Origin of the sequence: Candidatus Pelagibacter sp. RS39, assembly GCF_002101315.1 — a bacterium.
GTDB lineage: Bacteria > Pseudomonadota > Alphaproteobacteria > Pelagibacterales > Pelagibacteraceae > Pelagibacter.
Map to the genome: position 1 here is coordinate 313,869 of NZ_CP020777.1, position 16,314 is coordinate 330,182.

20 protein-coding genes, 1 tRNA gene and 1 rRNA gene are annotated in these 16,314 nt (G+C 28.2%); 8 read left to right on the forward strand and 14 right to left on the reverse strand.

The window, feature by feature from the left end:
* The first annotated feature begins 14 nt into the window (after nt 1–14).
* The 7 genes from rrf to B5L73_RS01715 all read left to right on the forward strand — a co-directional run bounded on the left by rrf (nt 15) and on the right by B5L73_RS01715 (nt 3,897).
* Nucleotides 15–129 (forward strand): 5S ribosomal RNA (gene rrf / locus B5L73_RS01685).
* A 15-nt stretch (nt 130–144) separates the two neighbouring features.
* A complete protein-coding gene (gene ykgO, locus B5L73_RS01690; protein WP_085147161.1) occupies nt 145–270 on the forward strand; it encodes a type B 50S ribosomal protein L36 in 126 nt (41 codons plus the stop codon).
* A 5-nt stretch (nt 271–275) separates the two neighbouring features.
* Nucleotides 276–386 carry an aa3-type cytochrome c oxidase subunit IV gene (locus B5L73_RS01695; RefSeq protein WP_085147163.1) on the forward strand — a complete coding sequence of 37 codons (111 nt, stop codon included), beginning with the start codon at nt 276–278 and terminating at the stop codon, nt 384–386.
* A 9-nt stretch (nt 387–395) separates the two neighbouring features.
* A complete protein-coding gene (locus tag B5L73_RS01700) occupies nt 396–1,484 on the forward strand; it encodes an NAD(P) transhydrogenase subunit alpha (protein ID WP_085147165.1) in 1,089 nt (362 codons plus the stop codon).
* A gap of 1 nt (nt 1,485) precedes the next feature.
* Nucleotides 1,486–1,794 carry a proton-translocating transhydrogenase family protein gene (locus tag B5L73_RS01705; RefSeq protein ID WP_085147167.1) on the forward strand — a complete coding sequence of 103 codons (309 nt, stop codon included), beginning with the start codon at nt 1,486–1,488 and terminating at the stop codon, nt 1,792–1,794.
* A complete protein-coding gene (locus B5L73_RS01710; protein WP_232309672.1) occupies nt 1,794–3,191 on the forward strand; it encodes an NAD(P)(+) transhydrogenase (Re/Si-specific) subunit beta in 1,398 nt (465 codons plus the stop codon). The genes B5L73_RS01705 and B5L73_RS01710 overlap by 1 nt, the downstream gene beginning before the upstream one ends.
* Nucleotides 3,192–3,201: 10 nt before the next feature.
* Nucleotides 3,202–3,897: a transaldolase family protein gene (locus B5L73_RS01715; protein WP_085147169.1), complete on the forward strand. Its 696-nt coding sequence runs from the start codon at nt 3,202–3,204 to the stop codon at nt 3,895–3,897.
* Here the strand turns inward: B5L73_RS01715 and B5L73_RS01720 are convergent.
* On the reverse strand, nt 3,894–4,568 hold the full coding sequence (locus B5L73_RS01720) for a class I SAM-dependent methyltransferase (RefSeq protein WP_085147171.1): 675 nt from the start codon (nt 4,566–4,568) through the stop codon (nt 3,894–3,896). The genes B5L73_RS01715 and B5L73_RS01720 overlap by 4 nt on opposite strands.
* A 47-nt stretch (nt 4,569–4,615) precedes the next feature.
* Between B5L73_RS01720 and B5L73_RS01725 the strand changes: the two genes are divergently transcribed.
* Nucleotides 4,616–6,709, forward strand: coding sequence for a DUF6311 domain-containing protein (locus B5L73_RS01725; RefSeq protein ID WP_085147173.1), 2,094 nt, complete (start codon nt 4,616–4,618; stop codon nt 6,707–6,709).
* A 3-nt stretch (nt 6,710–6,712) separates the two neighbouring features.
* Here the strand turns inward: B5L73_RS01725 and B5L73_RS01730 are convergent, their stop codons facing one another.
* The 13 genes from B5L73_RS01730 to tkt form a co-directional block, all read right to left on the reverse strand.
* A complete protein-coding gene (locus B5L73_RS01730) occupies nt 6,713–7,339 on the reverse strand; it encodes a methyltransferase domain-containing protein (protein WP_085147175.1) in 627 nt (208 codons plus the stop codon).
* On the reverse strand, nt 7,339–8,055 hold the full coding sequence (locus tag B5L73_RS01735) for a glycosyltransferase (RefSeq protein WP_198150123.1): 717 nt from the start codon (nt 8,053–8,055) through the stop codon (nt 7,339–7,341). The genes B5L73_RS01730 and B5L73_RS01735 overlap by 1 nt, the downstream gene beginning before the upstream one ends.
* A gap of 46 nt (nt 8,056–8,101) precedes the next feature.
* Nucleotides 8,102–8,178: transfer RNA gene (locus B5L73_RS01740), tRNA-Met, on the reverse strand.
* Nucleotides 8,179–8,184: 6 nt separating this feature from the next.
* Nucleotides 8,185–8,379, reverse strand: a complete 195-nt coding sequence (gene rpsU / locus B5L73_RS01745; RefSeq protein ID WP_085149573.1) for a 30S ribosomal protein S21 — start codon at nt 8,377–8,379, stop codon at nt 8,185–8,187.
* A gap of 69 nt (nt 8,380–8,448) precedes the next feature.
* Nucleotides 8,449–9,018 (reverse strand): DUF1013 domain-containing protein, encoded by a 570-nt coding sequence (locus B5L73_RS01750; RefSeq protein ID WP_085147179.1) that lies wholly within the window; start codon nt 9,016–9,018, stop codon nt 8,449–8,451.
* 3 nt (nt 9,019–9,021) lie between these two features.
* Nucleotides 9,022–9,246, reverse strand: a complete 225-nt coding sequence (gene rpmE, locus B5L73_RS01755) for a 50S ribosomal protein L31 (RefSeq protein WP_085147181.1) — start codon at nt 9,244–9,246, stop codon at nt 9,022–9,024.
* Nucleotides 9,247–9,281: 35 nt separating this feature from the next.
* Nucleotides 9,282–10,025, reverse strand: a complete 744-nt coding sequence (locus tag B5L73_RS01760; protein ID WP_085147183.1) for an inositol monophosphatase family protein — start codon at nt 10,023–10,025, stop codon at nt 9,282–9,284.
* A 2-nt stretch (nt 10,026–10,027) separates the two neighbouring features.
* The gene (efp, locus tag B5L73_RS01765; protein WP_085147185.1) at nt 10,028–10,588 is read right to left on the reverse strand and encodes an elongation factor P; all 561 of its coding nucleotides are present in this window, start codon (nt 10,586–10,588) and stop codon (nt 10,028–10,030) included.
* Nucleotides 10,585–11,226: a thiamine phosphate synthase gene (locus B5L73_RS01770; protein ID WP_315861693.1), complete on the reverse strand. Its 642-nt coding sequence runs from the start codon at nt 11,224–11,226 to the stop codon at nt 10,585–10,587. Before B5L73_RS01770 ends, efp begins: the two co-directional genes overlap by 4 nt.
* Nucleotides 11,189–12,196, reverse strand: coding sequence for a class I fructose-bisphosphate aldolase (locus B5L73_RS01775; RefSeq protein WP_085147189.1), 1,008 nt, complete (start codon nt 12,194–12,196; stop codon nt 11,189–11,191). The genes B5L73_RS01770 and B5L73_RS01775 overlap by 38 nt, the downstream gene beginning before the upstream one ends.
* 1 nt (nt 12,197) lies before the next feature.
* Nucleotides 12,198–13,376, reverse strand: coding sequence for a phosphoglycerate kinase (locus tag B5L73_RS01780; RefSeq protein ID WP_085147191.1), 1,179 nt, complete (start codon nt 13,374–13,376; stop codon nt 12,198–12,200).
* On the reverse strand, nt 13,376–14,374 hold the full coding sequence (gap, locus tag B5L73_RS01785; RefSeq protein WP_085147193.1) for a type I glyceraldehyde-3-phosphate dehydrogenase: 999 nt from the start codon (nt 14,372–14,374) through the stop codon (nt 13,376–13,378). The genes B5L73_RS01780 and gap overlap by 1 nt, the downstream gene beginning before the upstream one ends.
* Nucleotides 14,371–16,302 (reverse strand): transketolase, encoded by a 1,932-nt coding sequence (tkt, locus tag B5L73_RS01790; protein ID WP_085147195.1) that lies wholly within the window; start codon nt 16,300–16,302, stop codon nt 14,371–14,373. The genes gap and tkt overlap by 4 nt, the downstream gene beginning before the upstream one ends.
* Nucleotides 16,303–16,314 lie beyond the last annotated feature (12 nt).

The following is a 16,314-nucleotide window of genomic DNA, read 5'->3' on the forward strand; positions in this document are numbered from 1 at the left end:
TGTATAAGACTTCTGCCGGTAATTATTGCGAAAGAGTTATACCCGACACCATTCCGAACTCGGAAGTCAAGCCTTTCTGCGCCGATGATACTTTGTCTTAAGACATGGGAGAGTAGGACGTTGCCGGCATTTAATTAAAATGCTATGAAAATTAAAAGTTCATTAAAATCCCTAAAAAAAAGAGATTTAAATTCCAAACTTGTCAGAAGAAGAGGCAGAATTTATATTATAAATAAAACTAATCCAAAATTTAAAGCGAGACAAAAATAGTCTATATGGATAATGAAAGCCACAAAAATACATGGAATAATTTTACTAAATTTGTTCTGTGGGGAACTGTCGCTGTTATAGTTGTATTAGTATTAATGGCAATCTTCTTATTGTAAGTTTCTTATATGAGAATTGGATCAGTTTTAGAAAATCAAAAAATTGAAAAAAGAATATCTATAACTCCTGATATAATAAAAAAATATACTTCATTGGGATTTGAAATTTTTTTAAGTGAAAACTACGGCCATCACATTGGTATTAATGATAATGAATACTCAAAATTAGGTGTCAAAATCTCTAAAGATGAAAAAGAAATTATAAACACATCAGACATTATAGTTCAGCTAGGAATGCTTCCAGATAATAAAAGCACACTAGTTAAAGAAAATCAGATATTAATTGGAATTTTAAATCCTTATGAAAATAAAGATAAATTAGAAAGCTTAGCTAAAAAGAAAGTTAATCTTTTCTCTTTAGAATTACTTCCTAGAATCACAAGAGCTCAATCTATGGATATATTATCATCACAAGCAAATTTAGCTGGATATAAAGCTGTTATAGAGTCTTTTGCTAACTTTGAGAAAGCTATACCCATGATGATGACTGCTGCAGGAACAATTCCTGCTGCTAAAGTTTTAGTAGTAGGAGCTGGAGTTGCCGGACTTCAAGCAATCGCAACAGCCAAAAGAATGGGGGCAATAGTATTTGCAACAGATGTTAGAATGGCTTCTAAAGAACAAGTTGAAAGTTTAGGTGGAAAATTTTTAACAGTTGAAGGGTCAGAAAATCTTGAAACCGAGGGCGGCTATGCAAAAGAGGCTTCAGCAGATTTTAAAAATAAGCAAGAACAACTATTGTCTGAAACTCTAAAAAAGATTGATATTGTAATTTGTACAGCTTTAATACCAGGAAAAAAGGCTCCATTAATAATTAAAGAAAGTATGATTAATAATATGCAACCTGGTTCAGTAATTTATGACTTAGCAGCAATACAAGGTGGAAATACTGCTTTCACAGAAGTTAACAAAACTATCGAAAAAAATGGCGTAAAAATAATGGGAGAGAGTAATATTTTAAATAAATTGCCAATTTCAGCATCTAGTTTATATGCAAAAAATATGTTTAATTTTGTCGATAATTTATTTGATAAAAAAAATAAAAAAATAAATATTAATCTTGAAGACGAAATAATAGAAAAAACATTAATTAAATAATATGGAAATAGATCCTTTAATTTTTAGATTGAGTATATTTATTCTATCAATATTTGTTGGATATTATGTTGTTTGGAGTGTAACCCCATCACTGCACACTCCTTTAATGTCAGTTACAAATGCAATTTCATCTGTAATTATTGTAGGGGCTATAATTGCAGGATTATCTGGAAATCCAGACAGTATATTTAATACATCAAGTATTTTTGGTTTTTTGGCCATAGCATTAGCGGCAATAAATATTTTTGGGGGATTTCTTGTGACTCAAAGAATGTTAGCAATGTATAAAAAAAAGAAAAAGGAAAAATAATGATATCAGCAAATTTATCAGCAATTTTTTATTTAATTTCTGGAGTTCTTTTTATATTAGCATTAAGAGGATTGTCTTCACCTGAAACTTCAAGACAGGGAAATTTTTTTGGAATTTTAGGAATGATTATTGCAATAACAGTAACTTTTTTATCTATAGGTAATTTTTCAACAGGTTTTATTTTTGTCCTAATATTTATTTTGTTAGGTGGATCAATCGGAGCATTTATAGCCTATAGGATACCAATGACCGCAATGCCAGAACTTGTTGCTGGATTTCATAGTTTGGTTGGTTTAGCTGCAGTTTTTGTTGCGATTTCAGCTTTTCTAAATCCTGAAGCATTTAATCTTGGAACAAAAGGAGATATTAAACTTGGAAGTTTGATTGAAATGTCAATTGGAGCAGCAGTTGGTGCGATAACATTTTCTGGGTCTATAATCGCTTTTTTAAAACTTCAAGGAATTATGTCTGGCTCACCTATAGTATTTAAAGGCCAACATCCTCTGAATGCAATAATTCTTATTTCAATAATTATTTTAATTTACTTTTTGTGTGCATCTCAATCTTCAAATTTATTTTGGATATTATTAGCGGTTTCATTTCTAATTGGATTTCTTCTAATTATTCCAATCGGCGGAGCAGATATGCCAGTTGTAATTTCAATGTTAAATTCTTATTCAGGATGGGCTGCAGCAGGAATCGGATTTACTCTTGAGAATACTGCACTAATAATCACTGGAGCATTAGTAGGTTCATCTGGAGCTATATTATCTTACATAATGTGCAAAGGTATGAATCGTTCATTCTTTAACGTAATATTGGGAGGATTTGGAGCAACAGACAGTAGTTCCAGCTCTGCAAATAAAGAACAAAGACCAGTCAAAAGTGGTAACGCTGACGATGCTGCATTTTTAATGAAAAATGCTTCATCGGTAATCATTGTTCCTGGGTATGGAATGGCAGTAGCACAAGCTCAACATGCCTTAAGAGAAATGGTCGATACATTAAAAAAAAATGACATAAAAGTTTCTTATGCAATTCATCCAGTTGCAGGTAGAATGCCTGGACATATGAATGTTTTATTGGCTGAAGCAAATGTCCCATATGATGAAGTTTTTGAATTGGAAGAAATTAATAATGACTTTGCCAATGCAGATGTAGCTTTTGTAATTGGTGCAAATGACGTAACAAACCCAGTTGCTAAAACAGATCCTCAAAGCCCGATTTATGGAATGCCAGTTTTAGACGTTGAGAAATGCAAATCAGTTTTATTTGTAAAAAGAAGTCTATCCCCAGGATATGCAGGAATTGATAACGATTTGTTTTATAAAGAAAATACACTTATGTTATTTGCTGATGCAAAAAAAATGACAGAGGATATTACTAAAAACTTATAACGAATTTTTAATGATTACAAAAATATTTTGTGATATTGCAGATATAAATCAAATTAGGAAGTTTAGTAAAAAAAAAATTGTTAAAGGTTTCACAACAAACCCTAGTCTTATGAGATTAGCTGGAGCCAAAAATTATCAAAAATATTCTAAAGAAATATTAAAAGTTTGTAAAAAACCTATTTCATTTGAAGTTTTTGGCGATGATTATAACTCAATAAAAAGACAAGCTTTAATTATTAAATCTTGGGGCAAAAATGTTTATGTTAAAATACCTGTGGTTAATTCAAAAGGTGTTTTCATGGGTAAAATTATAAAAGAATTGAATAATAGAAATATTAAATTGAATATTACAGCTGTATATAATGCTCATCAGACTAAAAAAATTTTAAAATGTTTAAACAAAAAATCAAAAGTAATAATTTCAATTTTTGCTGGAAGAGCAGCAGACACAGGTAAAGATCCTATACCAGAATTTAAAAAAAGTATTTCAATTTCCAAAACATATAAAAATGTAGGAATTTTATGGGCAAGTGTGAGAGAGCCATATAATTATTTACAAGCTAAACAACTAGGTTGTCATATAATTACAATACCACCAAAAATAATCGAAAAAATTGAAAAATTTGGAAAATCATATAATTCGTTAACACTTGATACTGTAAGAAACTTTTTAACAGATAGTAAAAAATCTAAATTTAAACTTTAGTTTTTGTAAATCTGAACATTATAGAATAAATTTATGTCAGGAGATTTAATTTTTAATGGAAGAAATTCCTCAAATATTGAGTCTTTAAAATGAAATCTTATTATTGACCGTAAGTTAAAAACAGAGTTGATATGCTCTGTTGCATTTATATATTCATACTCTTCACCTGAAATATTGTATGTTTTTTTTATTGAAAATAGCCTTATCATCAATCTACCCAATCGCCATGCAAATCCAGGGTCTGTTGGTAATGCTATTGATAGAACACCACCTTTTTTTAATTTACTCATCATCTCAAAAATAAACTCTTCAGGACTTAAAATATGCTCTAAGCAATGTGAAATTATTATCCTATCAAAATAATCATCATCATAGGGTAATTTGCGTCCATCATATTTTTTGAATTTAATCTTAGAGTTTTTTTCATCTTTATAAATTTCGTCAGCATAATCTGATGTATCAACAATATGATATTCATTATAATCGTGTGATAGATAATTGATATGAGGAGCGCTGCCAGCTCCTACCTCTAATATTTTGTCATAAGTCTCTTTTTTTTTAAAATTTTCAAGTTTTTTGTGGCAGTAATTCATTAAGATCCCTAAAAAACCTGAATAGAGATGGGAATTATATTTTTTATCTAGATCTCTAAATATTTCTTTTTTATACATACTCTTTAAGTTGCAAATTAATTGTATTTTTAAAATTATCAATAAGAATGATCAATAAATTCAAATTATTAAATCCTGCATTAAGTATTTTATTTGGAATTACATTAACTTTATTATTTGTTGGTCCATCCAATATAGGCTTTGAAAATACTAATTGGTTTAACTCTTATGATTTGAAGAGTGATTTACTCGCTTTTAAATTTTTTTATAATGATTCTTGGCGGTTTCCATTAGGATTAAACCCAAATTATGGAGAACTTTCAAATTCTATAGTATTTTCTGGAGCTGTTCCAATTCTATCAATTGTATTTAAGTTTTTAAAATTTTTGCTACCTGATAATTTTCATTATTTTACTTTATGGATTTTCATATGTTTCTCACTCCAATATTATTTTAGTTTCAAGATTATTTATTATCTAACTAAAAGTAATTCATATTCAGTAGTTTCTAGTGTTTTTTTCTTATTATCCCCAATTTTGATTTATAGGTTAAATTTACATTTATCTCTTTGTGCGCATTGGCTAATATTGGCAATTATATATTTAGATCTTAATCAAAATCAAAAAAACATACTTTTAAAAAAAATTTTTTTAATTGTTATATCATCTTTAATTCATTTTTATTTTACTATCATGTTGATATTTATGAATATTTTTTTTTCTTTTTTTAATAATAAAACCAAATTTTCAAAAAACTTTTTTAGGGAAAATTTATTAATATTTTTGCTTTTAATTATATCAATGTATTTAGTTGGATATTTTCATATACCGGCAACTGATGCCCTTGGTTTTGGTTTTGGATATTACAAGACTAATTTTTTAAGTTTATTAGACCCTTCTTATTCTATTAATGATATTTCGTGGTCAATTTTAATTCCGGATATTTATAATAGCACCGGAGAAAAAGAAGGATTTGCGTACTTGGGTTTAGGTGTTCTATGTATGCTTATTTATTTAATCACTAAAAATTTTAAAAATCCAAAAAAACTCACAATGAACTATAAATATTTCACGTTATGTTCATTCTTATTTTTATTAGCGATTAGCAACAATATTAGTTTAGGTTCAATTGAGTTGATAAATTTAAATTTACCAAATATTTTGTATGCCCCTTTGAGCGTTATTCGAGCTTCAGGTAGATTGATATGGCCAGTATATTATATAATTATAATTTTTATAATTTATAAATTTTACATAATAAAAAAAAAAAATTACTTATTCTTCATTACATTATTCTTAATAATTCAGTTTTTTGACTTTTCTAAACCCTTGCATGAAAACTTTGTAAAGGAAAAAAAGATTTATAATAATAATTTAAAAGACCCAATTTGGGAATTTATATCGAAAAATTTTAACAATATTTCTTCAACTAATATTTCCAATAGATCAACATCATTTGGATTAATTTCAGAATTTTTAATTAATAATAATTTTTACTCTACAAATTACTTTCGCTTAGGAAGATATAATAGAGAGGCGGCGTCAAAATATAGATCAGAATTTATTGAAAATGTTATGAATAAAAAAATTAATAAAGATAATGCCTATATTATTGAAAACCTAGATCAACTGAGACATCTAAAAATTTTGTTGAGAGATACTGAACATGGAATTTTTTTCAGAGATGGATTATGGATATTATTACCCAACCAAAAAAAGATGATGTTAAAAAAAGATATAAGCCAACTAAATTTAATTAAATTATACTCATTAAGAGAAAAAAATATAAGATTATCTCAGAATGATGAAAATGGAATCCTTGGATTTGGATGGTCCCATCCCAGTTATGGAAGATCTATAGGTAATACTGGAGTATGGTCAGAGGGTTATTATTCAAGTCTTATTTTTGAGTCAGCAGATTATGAATTAGATTCTATGAAAGTTATTTTAAGAAAAGTACTGACTAATAAAAAAAAGGACAACTTAAAAATAAGAATATTTATTAATGGTTTGAAATATAGAGATATATACCTGAACTCAAATAATAAAGAAATAAATATTGATAATTTAAAAGAATATATTGTTAAAGGATCAAACATAATTACTTTTAATATTCTTAATCCATTAACACCAAAATCTAGGTTAGAGAGTATTGATGGAAGACTTTTAGGAATACTGGTAGAAAAAGTAATTTTTGAATAGATTTTATTTTTTCCAGCTCTTGTATGTTCCCTTTAAGTCAAAATTCTTATAGTGGAAAATCAATTTAAAACTCATTCTAAAAAAATCATCAGTAATTAAAAAATTGAATTTTTTCATTATATTTTTATAACCAACATTATCTCGGATGAATTTTCCTCTATCAAAATTAATCATGATTTTGTTTAGAAACTTATTATTATCTTTAATTGGATCTATTGTTAGATATTTTGCGTTTGGGTATTTTTGCTCCAGGTAGTTAAATAACTTTATAACAAGATTGTCATCTAAATGATGAATAGCCCCATTAAGAAAAATAAAATCTACACTGTTTTTTTCTAAATCTGGAATTTTATCAATGTTTTCTAAATCAGAGTTAATAAAGTTAAATTTAGGATATTTTAATCTAGAGTCTTTTAGATAATTTTCGTTATTATCAATTCCAGTATAATTTAAAACATCATCATTTATATAATCTAAAACAAAGCTATCACCACAACATAAATCTAGAATATTTACTTTTTCATTTTGATTGAAAATATATTTGATGAATTTATAATCATCCTGATTTTTTCTTATTATTTTTTGATATAATCTGTAAAAAAATTTAAATTTTAATATAAAATTTTTCATTAATTATCTCTTTTTAGTTTTATTTTTAAAATATCAAAAAACATCAATGGCATGTCATAGAATATATTTAGTTTACTTCCATTTTTATGAACCCAAGTTGTGGGCAACTCTTTAATTTCAATTTTTTTTTCATTCAACAATAAAATTAACTCTACATCAAAAGAAAATCTATATGAGTTTATTTTTTTAAAAACTGATTTAGCGTAGTTTTTATTAAATAATTTGAAACCACACTGAGTATCTTTTATCTTAATATCAAATAATAAATAAATAACTATATTAAAAAAAAACCCCAGAAATCTTCTTACATTAGATGTTTTTATTTTTGACGAAAAATGTTTTCGAGATGCAAAATAAGCAACTTTATTTTTTATTATGAATTTTTTTTTCTCCCAAATATCAACTTGATCAGGTTTGACGGACATATCTAAGTCACAAATTAAAATCCATTTTTTTTTTGATTTCGATACACCTTTTTTGATTGCAAAACCCTTACCAATATTTTTTCTATAATAAACATATTTTATTAATTTTTTTTTTTTAAATTTTGAGATAAAATTTTTGATTATTTTGTCAGATTGATCATTACTTCCATCATTAACAAAGATTACTTCAGAATTTTTTTTTTTAGATAAGAACTTTTTAATAATTTTTAGGCTATCATTTAACCTATTTGCTTCGTTATAAAGAGGTATTATTAAAGATAAATTGTCCACGATGTATATTAAAAGATATTTTAAAAAAAGTTAATTTTATATTAATTGGTTGCGGGGGACGGATTTGAACCGCCGACCTTCAGGTTATGAGCCTGACGAGCTACCAGACTGCTCCACCCCGCGATATATTTAAATTCTATTTCTTAGCTTGTTGAGTTTTTTTACTCTTTTAATGTTTTCTTGCAAAATTCTCTTCTTTTTTTCCGAGGGTTTCTCGTAAGTGTTTTTAAGTTTTATTATTTTAAAAAAACCGTCTCTTTGGAGTTTTCTTTTTAAAACTCTAAGAGCTTGTTCCACATTGTTATCTTTTACTTCTATTTTAATAACTACCTCCAAAAAAATGGTTAGTTAGCATTTTTAAAATTTTATGTCCATAAGTTTTATCTGATAGGCTCATTGGTTCTTTAAGGCTTTTTCTTTCTCTTTTTTCTCTCTCTTTATTCTTCTTTGAGCTTTTTCATCTGCTTCAATTAAATCTTTTTGTGAAAAAAGACCTAGGGCTACTGGATCTTTTGAATTTAGATTATTAAAATTCCAATAACTTTTGTTTCTTATAGATGTGACAGAATTTTTAGTCATACCAATTAATTTTGCAATTTGGGAATCTTTTAATTGAGAATAATTTTTAATTAACCATAAAGCAGAATCTGGTTTGTCTTGTCTTTTAGATAACGGAATGTATTTTTTGTTTTTTTTTTCAGAATATGATATTTCAACATCAGTATTTTGAATTTGCAAGGGTCTGTCCTCATCATTTGCAGATAAATTTATTTCATCTCTAGTGAGCTGACCAGCAATTATAGGATTATATCCTTTAATGCCTTTAGCTACTTCTCCATCAGCAATTCCTTGAACTTCAACAACATGCAGTTTACAAAATTCAGCAATTTGTTTAAATGTTAGAGTAGTATTTTCTACAAGCCAAACAGCTGTTGCCATCGGCATTAATGGTGCGTTAGACATTAATTACTTTTCACTTTTAAAGTTTTGGAATTTTTTGTTAAATTTACTTATTCTTCCTTTATCCATCAATTTTTGTTTCCCCCCAGTCCATGCAGAATGAGACTTTGGATCAATCTCCAATTTTAGCAAATCACCTTCTTTTCCCCAAGTTGACTTAGTTTCAAATTGAGTACCGTCAGTCATCTCGACTTTAATTGAGTGATAATTTGGATGAATTTTTTTTTTCATTTGGAGACTTATAGCAAAAGTTTTTTTTAAAACAATTAAAAGTTGCTTATTTTTTTGATGAATTTATCATTAATATTAGGACTTGATGCTATCACATTTAAATTTTTATGACTATTGAGGTCAATATCATTTATTACGCCACCAGCCTCCTGAAGGATAATTAATCCAGCAGCTATATCCCAAAGATTAAGATTATTCTGGCAATATCCATCATATCTTCCCGAAGCAACATAAGCTAGATCTAAAGCTGCACAACCAGATTTTCTTGTAGAAATTTCATTTATGGAATTATATTTTTTTCCACCTGTTGCAAATAAACAATCTGACAACTCATTTTTTTTGGAAACTCTAATTCGTTCATTGTTAAAAAAAGCACCGTTATTTTTTTCTGCATAAAACATTTCATTTTTAATAGGATCAAAAATCAAACCAGATTTAATTTCATTATTTGACATTAAACCAATCGAAATAGCAAAATGAGGTATACCATGTAAGAAATTAATAGTTCCATCTATAGGATCGATAATCCAAGTATTTTTAATGTCTTTATTTTTTTCAAAACCGATTTCTTCACTTAAAATTGAAAAATTTGGTTTCCCCTTTTTCAGCTCGTCTATAATTATTTTTTCAGCTTTCAAATCTGCATTAGTTACAAAATCTGAGGGTCCCTTTTTTTTTACTTGAAGTTTTTCAATTTCACCAAAATCTCTGATTAATATCTTTGATGCTTTTTCAGAAGCCTTGATCATAATGTTTAGGTTAGCAGAAATTGAATTCATAATTAATTTTTCTTAATATATTCAAGGTTTCTTGTATCTATAATCACTTCATCACCAACTTCAATAAAAGGAGGTACCTGAACATTCAAACCATTATTTAGGATTGCTGGTTTATAAGATGATGAAACAGTTTGTCCCTTTAAAGCTGCGTCAGTTGTTTCTATTTTACATATTACTTGCTTTGGCAAATCTACTGAAATAGGTAGCTCGTTATAAAAGCTGACAGAAACTTCTAGATTTTCAGTTAACAATTTTCCCTTCTCACCAATTAAACTTTTTTTAATTTCAATTTGCTCGAATGATTTTGGTTCCATAAAAAAATAGTTATTTTCATCTTCATATAAATAGTTATAGTTGACTTCATCTAATGATGCTTTTTCAACAGTTTCACTTGATCTAAATCTTTCATTTAATTTTGTATTTTTATTTAAACTTTTCATCTCAACCTGTGCAAATGCTCCTCCTTTTCCGGGCTTTACATGTTGGGTTTTTAGTACTTGCCACAAGTCATTTTTATGCTCTAGAAGCATACCCACTCTAATTTCTCCAGCATTTATTTTCATTTTAAAATCTTAATTGCTTCTATTGGTTTTAATCTATCGTTATTCCAAATGTAGCCTGAAATAGCTAAAAAGTTTGCTTTATTCAATAAAAGATTTTTATAATTACTAGAATTAATTCCACCAATAGCAACCACAGGAGTTTTTGTGATTTTTTTGACTTTTCTGAGCAAATTAATTGAGGCTCTGTATTTTATTTTTTTGGTTTTTGAATTATTAAAAGCCCCTAAGGCTATATAGTCAGCTTTATTTCTAACAGCAATTTTTGATAATTTTATAGAGTTATGACAGGTAACACCTATTATCTTATTGCCAATTAATTTTCTTGCTTTAATAATGTTCATATCTTTTTGACCTAAGTGACAACCATCAGCATTTAATTTCTTAGCGATAAAAACATCATCATTAATCAGGAATTTGACATTAAATCTTTTACAAATTTTCATAATTTTTCTTCCGACGATTAATTTTTTTTTACGAGATCCTTTTTTAAGTCGCAACTGGAAAAAACTAACTTTTTTTTGTTGAAGGACCATAATTAAATCTTGATAGAATGACTTATAAATTTTGATTGGTGAAATGAGATAAATAAATTTTTTTCTATTAATTCTCAAGTTCTTTAGACCATTTGCCCTGAGCAGCTAAAGAATTCATTTTTGCTCTTTGGTTAAAAATTTTTTGAGTTCCTTCAACATTTTTTGTGTCTTGGGACCATAATTTTAACGCGCTTTGCTGAAGAGCTCGTCCATAAGAATAGCTCATTATAAAGTTGGTATCATTGTATTTATTAATTAGATTTAAATTTTCTGTTGCCTCAATTTCTGATTGCCCACCAGATAAAAATGCTATTCCTGGTACCTCTGATGGAACAGAGGCTTTTAAACATTTAAGAGTTAACTTTGCCACTTCTTCATTCGATATCTTGTTTTTACATTTATTACCATCTAAAATCATATTTGGCTTTAATATAATTCCTTTCAAATCAACTTTATGTAAGATTAATTCTTCAAAACATTTTTTTATTACTTCGGAAGTCTTTTCATAACATTCTTTTGCTGAATGATCTCCATCCATCAAGACTTCAGGCTCAACAATTGGAACCATATTACATTCTTGAACTAATGCAGAGTATCTAGCTAATGCATGTGCATTAGATTGAATTGAAAGTTTACTTGGATGTTCTTTTGATATGTTATAAACACCTCTCCATTTTGTAAACTTGGCTCCTAATTTATAATATTCTTTTAATCTCTCTCTTAATCCATCCAAACCCTCAGTAATTTTTTCATTCGTTGAACCAGCTAAAACTTTTGCTCCTGTATCAACTTTAATACCCGGGGTACTGCCCATTGCAGAAATTAATTCTGGGATTTTATTTTTTTTTGAGGTAATTTGTTTTATTGTTTCATCGTATAAAATTACACCTCCTATATACTCAGTCATACCAGAAGCACTAAACAATGTTTCTCTGAATAATAAACGGTTTTTAGCTGTTGATTGAACTTTAACTGATTCCAATCTTTTAGTCATGGTAGTAGTACTCTCATCAGCTGCAAGTATACCTTTTCCATTGTTAAGTATTTTTAAAGCAATGTTATTTAATTCTGACATATTAACTTAAAGCTTTTATACCAGGTAACTCTTTTCCTTCAAGATATTCTAAAAACGCTCCACCAGCAGTTGAAACAAAATTAAAACTATCTATTAATTTAATTTTATTGATAAGAGCTATTGTATCTCCGCCTCCTACAACTGAGTAAAGTGAGTTATTTTTATTTTTTTTTGTAATAGCCTTTGCAATTTCGTAACTGCCATTAGCAAAATTTGGATTTTCAAAATAACCTGCTGGTCCGTTCCAAAGAACAGTTTTACTATTTTCAATAATACTTTTTATCTTGTCTAAGGTCTTAGGACCAATATCCAAAATGATATCATTATCTTGAATATTATTAAGTTCTTTAACTTGAGGTTCATCATCTAAATTTTTTCCAATTAACACATCATCTGGGAAAATAATTTTACAAGAATAATTTTTTAAAGTTTCAAAAATTTCTTTGATCATTAGATCACAATTTTCCTCTCTAATTGACTTACCTATTTGGTTTCCTTTGTATTTAATAATGTTATTAGCCATTCCACCAACAATGATAAGATTATCAAATTTAGATATTAAATTTTTGATTATTCCAATTTTTGTTGAAATTTTTGAACCCCCAATAATACAAGTGATCGGTTTTTTGATTTCTGACGTAACTTTTTTTAAAGCTCTAATTTCAGTTTCTAACTGTAAGCCTGCAAAAGATGGAAGAAATTCAGTAATTTTGCTGACAGAGGCGTGAGCTCTATGAGAGCAAGAAAAAGCATCGTTTACATACAAATCAGCAAGTTTAGCTAAATGTTTTGCGAAATTTGTGTCATTTTTTTCTTCCTCTTCATAAAATCTAATATTCTCTAAAAAAACTATTTGGTCGTTAGGGTCTTCAAACAAATCCTCTTTTTCTAATTTAAAAATATCTTCTTTTATTAATCTTATTTTTCTATTCATTTTTTTTTCAATATTTTCACAAATTGGTTTAAGTGAGAGATCTGTAATTATTCTTCCCTTTGGTCGTCCTACATGAGAAATTATTATAATTTTTGATTGTTCTTTAATTAAAAAATTTATGATTGGAATAACCTTATTTATTCTTGTTTCGTCAGTAATTGACCCATTTTTGAGCGGGACATTCAAATCCAATCTTAACAAAACCATTTTCTTATTAAGATTTTTTAGGACTTTTATACTATTCATTAAGAAATCTTATGAAGGTATTCAGCTATATCACACATCCTATTTGAAAAACCCCATTCATTATCATACCACGCTGAGATTTTTCCCATATTTTTGCTAACCACATTTGTTAAACTTGCATCAATAATTGATGAGGCAGGATTATGATTAAAATCAATTGAAACAAGTTTTTCTTTTGTGACTTCAATAACTTTATTTTTTTTACTAAAATCTTCAAATACTGAATTTATTTTTTCAATACTCAAATCCTTTTTAGTGCAAAAGACAAGTTCAATTAATGAAACATTTGGGGTTGGCACTCTCATTGCTACACCCTCTAACTTTCCTTTAAGTGAAGGAATTATTTCACCAATAGCTTTTGATGCACCAGTAGAAGTTGGTATAATTGATTGACTAGCAGATCTAGCTCTTCTAGGGTCTTTGTGTGAATTATCTAAAATTCTTTGATCGCTGGTAAATGCATGTATGGTCGTCATAAAACCTTTTTCTATTCCAAAATTATCATTTAAAATATAGGCAACTGGCGCTAGGCAATTTGTTGTGCAGGATGCAGCAGAAATAATTTTATCTTCTTTTTTTAATTCAGATTCATTTACACCAAAGACAATAGTTTTATCTGCATTTTTACATGGAGCTGAGACAATAACTTTTTTTGCTCCGTTGTTAAGATGTGGTTGCAATTTATCTTTCGAATTAAATTTTCCAGTACACTCAAATACGTAGTCAACACCATATTTTTCCCAATTAATTTGATTTAAATCTGTTTCTTGAACAAATGGAATTTTGTCTCTATTTACAATAAGATTATTTTTATCGTAGCTTACATCAGCTTTGAATTTTCCATGGATTGAGTCATATTTTAAAAGAGTCGAACAAGTCTCAGAATTTGTTCTATTGTTAATATGAACAATTTCTATTTTTTTATTTCCCTCATAAATAGAGCGAAGAATCATTCTCCCTATTCTCCCCATTCCATTAATACCAATTTTTACTTTCATAATTTTTCTTTAATTTTTTTTACAATACTTTCAGAATTTAACTTAAAATGGTCATAAATTTTTTTATAAGGTGCGCTTTTTCCAAAGTCGTTAATTCCAAAGTTTAATCCATTTATACCAGTATATTTTTTCCAATAATTGGTTTCTGATGCTTCTATAGATACTACTAGTTTAGTTTCACCTAATATTTTTTTTTTATATTCTTCATTTTGATGATCAAATATTTTTTGACAAGGCATTGATATGATTTTGGAATAAATACCATCTGTGGCTAATTTATGACCCACATCATTAGCTAAACTTGTTTCAGACCCAGTTGCTAAAATTGTTACACTTATATTATCCCCAGTTCTCAAAACTTCATAAGCACCCAAGGACGATTTATTTTTGAGAGAATTTTCAAGTCTAATAGGATTGACACCTTGTCTGGTTAGCGAAATTACACTGGGAGTGTTTTTACTTTCAAGAGCTAATTCCCAACACTCAAAAGTTTCAATAGTATCTGAAGGTCTAAAAACGTTTAAATTCGGAATAGATCTTAAACTTGTTAATTGTTCAATTGGCTGATGAGTTGGGCCATCCTCACCCAAGCCAATAGAGTCATGAGTAAAAACATATATAACTTGTTGTTTCATCATTGCTGCTAGTCTGATAGATGGTTTACAATAGTCACTAAATATTAAAAACGTTCCACCATAAGGAATTAAGCCACTGTGTAAGGCTATACCATTCATTATTCCACACATCGCGTGCTCTCTAACTCCATAATGAATATAATTTCCTGAAAAATCACCTGGTTTGATTATTTTATGATCTTTTGTTTTAGTATTGTTTGATCCAGCTAAATCAGCTGAGCCACCAATTAAGTTAGGAAATTTCGCTATGATGTTTAAAAATATTTCGGATGATTTCCTTGTAGCGATTGGTTTCATATTTCCAAAATATTCAACTTTTGCTTTTTCAATTAATTTTTTTAATGATTTCAAATTTTTAGAATTTGAAAAAATTGTTTTATTTTTCTGAGCTTTTTGTGAGGTCCTTTCCCCAATTTTTCTCCATTCACTTAATAATTCAGCTGGAATCTTGAAGGGTTCATATTCCCATTTAAGTTTTTTTCTTACAAGTTTTATTTCCTCATCACCTAGTGGACTTCCATGTGATGAGGCCTTACCCCCCTTGTTAGGAGATCCATAACCGATTGTTGTTTTACATGAAATTGCTATAGGTTTTTTTGAATTTTGTGCTTTTTTTAAAGCTTTAGATATTTCTTTGAAATCATGTCCATTAATTTTTAAGTAGTTCCATCCGTAGCTTTTAAATCTTTTTTCGTGATTATCTGAAACAGCTAAGTTAGTAGGACCATCAATTGAGACAGAATTATTGTCAAATAATAAAATAAGATTTTTTAGTTTCAAATGTCCAGCTAAACTTAATGCCTCGTGACTAATACCTTCCATTAAGCATCCATCGCCAGCAAGCACATAAGTTTTATGGTCAATTTTTTTTTTTCCTAATTGTTTTTTTAAAATTTCTTCTGATATTGCAAAGCCAACTGCATTTGAAATTCCTTGCCCTAATGGACCTGTAGTAGTTTCAATACCAGTATTAGGATGATATTCAGGATGTCCAGCACAAATAGACTCTAATTGTCTAAAATTTTTAATATCATTTAAAGAGACACTTTTGTAACCAGTTAGATATAGAAGTGAGTAAAGCAACATTGATCCATGGCCAGCAGAGAGAACAAATCTATCTCTGTTTATCCAGCTAGGATTTTTTGGATTAAATTTTAAAAAATCTTTAAAAAGCACCGTAGCAACATCAGCCATTCCCATTGGCATTCCAGGGTGCCCTGAGTTTGCTTTTTGGACAGCATCAATTGAGAGAAATCTTATACAATTAGCTAATTCTTTATAAAGTTTTTTCAAAATTATCCTGTA

What these genes read in the sequence shown, in the direction of transcription:
- B5L73_RS01715 (WP_085147169.1), top strand. Translation starts at nt 3,202, where the DNA reads ATGATTACAAAAATATTTTGTGATATTGCAGATATAAATCAAATTAGG.
- B5L73_RS01760 (WP_085147183.1), bottom strand. Translation starts at nt 10,025, where the DNA reads ATGAATTCAATTTCTGCTAACCTAAACATTATGATCAAGGCTTCTGAA.
- B5L73_RS01720 (WP_085147171.1), bottom strand. Translation starts at nt 4,568, where the DNA reads ATGTATAAAAAAGAAATATTTAGAGATCTAGATAAAAAATATAATTCC.
- B5L73_RS01775 (WP_085147189.1), bottom strand. Translation starts at nt 12,196, where the DNA reads ATGTCAGAATTAAATAACATTGCTTTAAAAATACTTAACAATGGAAAA.
- gap (WP_085147193.1), bottom strand. Translation starts at nt 14,374, where the DNA reads ATGAAAGTAAAAATTGGTATTAATGGAATGGGGAGAATAGGGAGAATG.
- B5L73_RS01750 (WP_085147179.1), bottom strand. Translation starts at nt 9,018, where the DNA reads ATGTCTAACGCACCATTAATGCCGATGGCAACAGCTGTTTGGCTTGTA.
- efp (WP_085147185.1), bottom strand. Translation starts at nt 10,588, where the DNA reads ATGAAAATAAATGCTGGAGAAATTAGAGTGGGTATGCTTCTAGAGCAT.
- B5L73_RS01725 (WP_085147173.1), top strand. Translation starts at nt 4,616, where the DNA reads ATGATCAATAAATTCAAATTATTAAATCCTGCATTAAGTATTTTATTT.
- rpmE (WP_085147181.1), bottom strand. Translation starts at nt 9,246, where the DNA reads ATGAAAAAAAAAATTCATCCAAATTATCACTCAATTAAAGTCGAGATG.
- B5L73_RS01780 (WP_085147191.1), bottom strand. Translation starts at nt 13,376, where the DNA reads ATGAATAGTATAAAAGTCCTAAAAAATCTTAATAAGAAAATGGTTTTG.
- B5L73_RS01695 (WP_085147163.1), top strand. Translation starts at nt 276, where the DNA reads ATGGATAATGAAAGCCACAAAAATACATGGAATAATTTTACTAAATTT.
- ykgO (WP_085147161.1), top strand. Translation starts at nt 145, where the DNA reads ATGAAAATTAAAAGTTCATTAAAATCCCTAAAAAAAAGAGATTTAAAT.
- B5L73_RS01705 (WP_085147167.1), top strand. Translation starts at nt 1,486, where the DNA reads ATGGAAATAGATCCTTTAATTTTTAGATTGAGTATATTTATTCTATCA.
- B5L73_RS01710 (WP_232309672.1), top strand. Translation starts at nt 1,794, where the DNA reads ATGATATCAGCAAATTTATCAGCAATTTTTTATTTAATTTCTGGAGTT.
- B5L73_RS01700 (WP_085147165.1), top strand. Translation starts at nt 396, where the DNA reads ATGAGAATTGGATCAGTTTTAGAAAATCAAAAAATTGAAAAAAGAATA.
- B5L73_RS01730 (WP_085147175.1), bottom strand. Translation starts at nt 7,339, where the DNA reads ATGAAAAATTTTATATTAAAATTTAAATTTTTTTACAGATTATATCAA.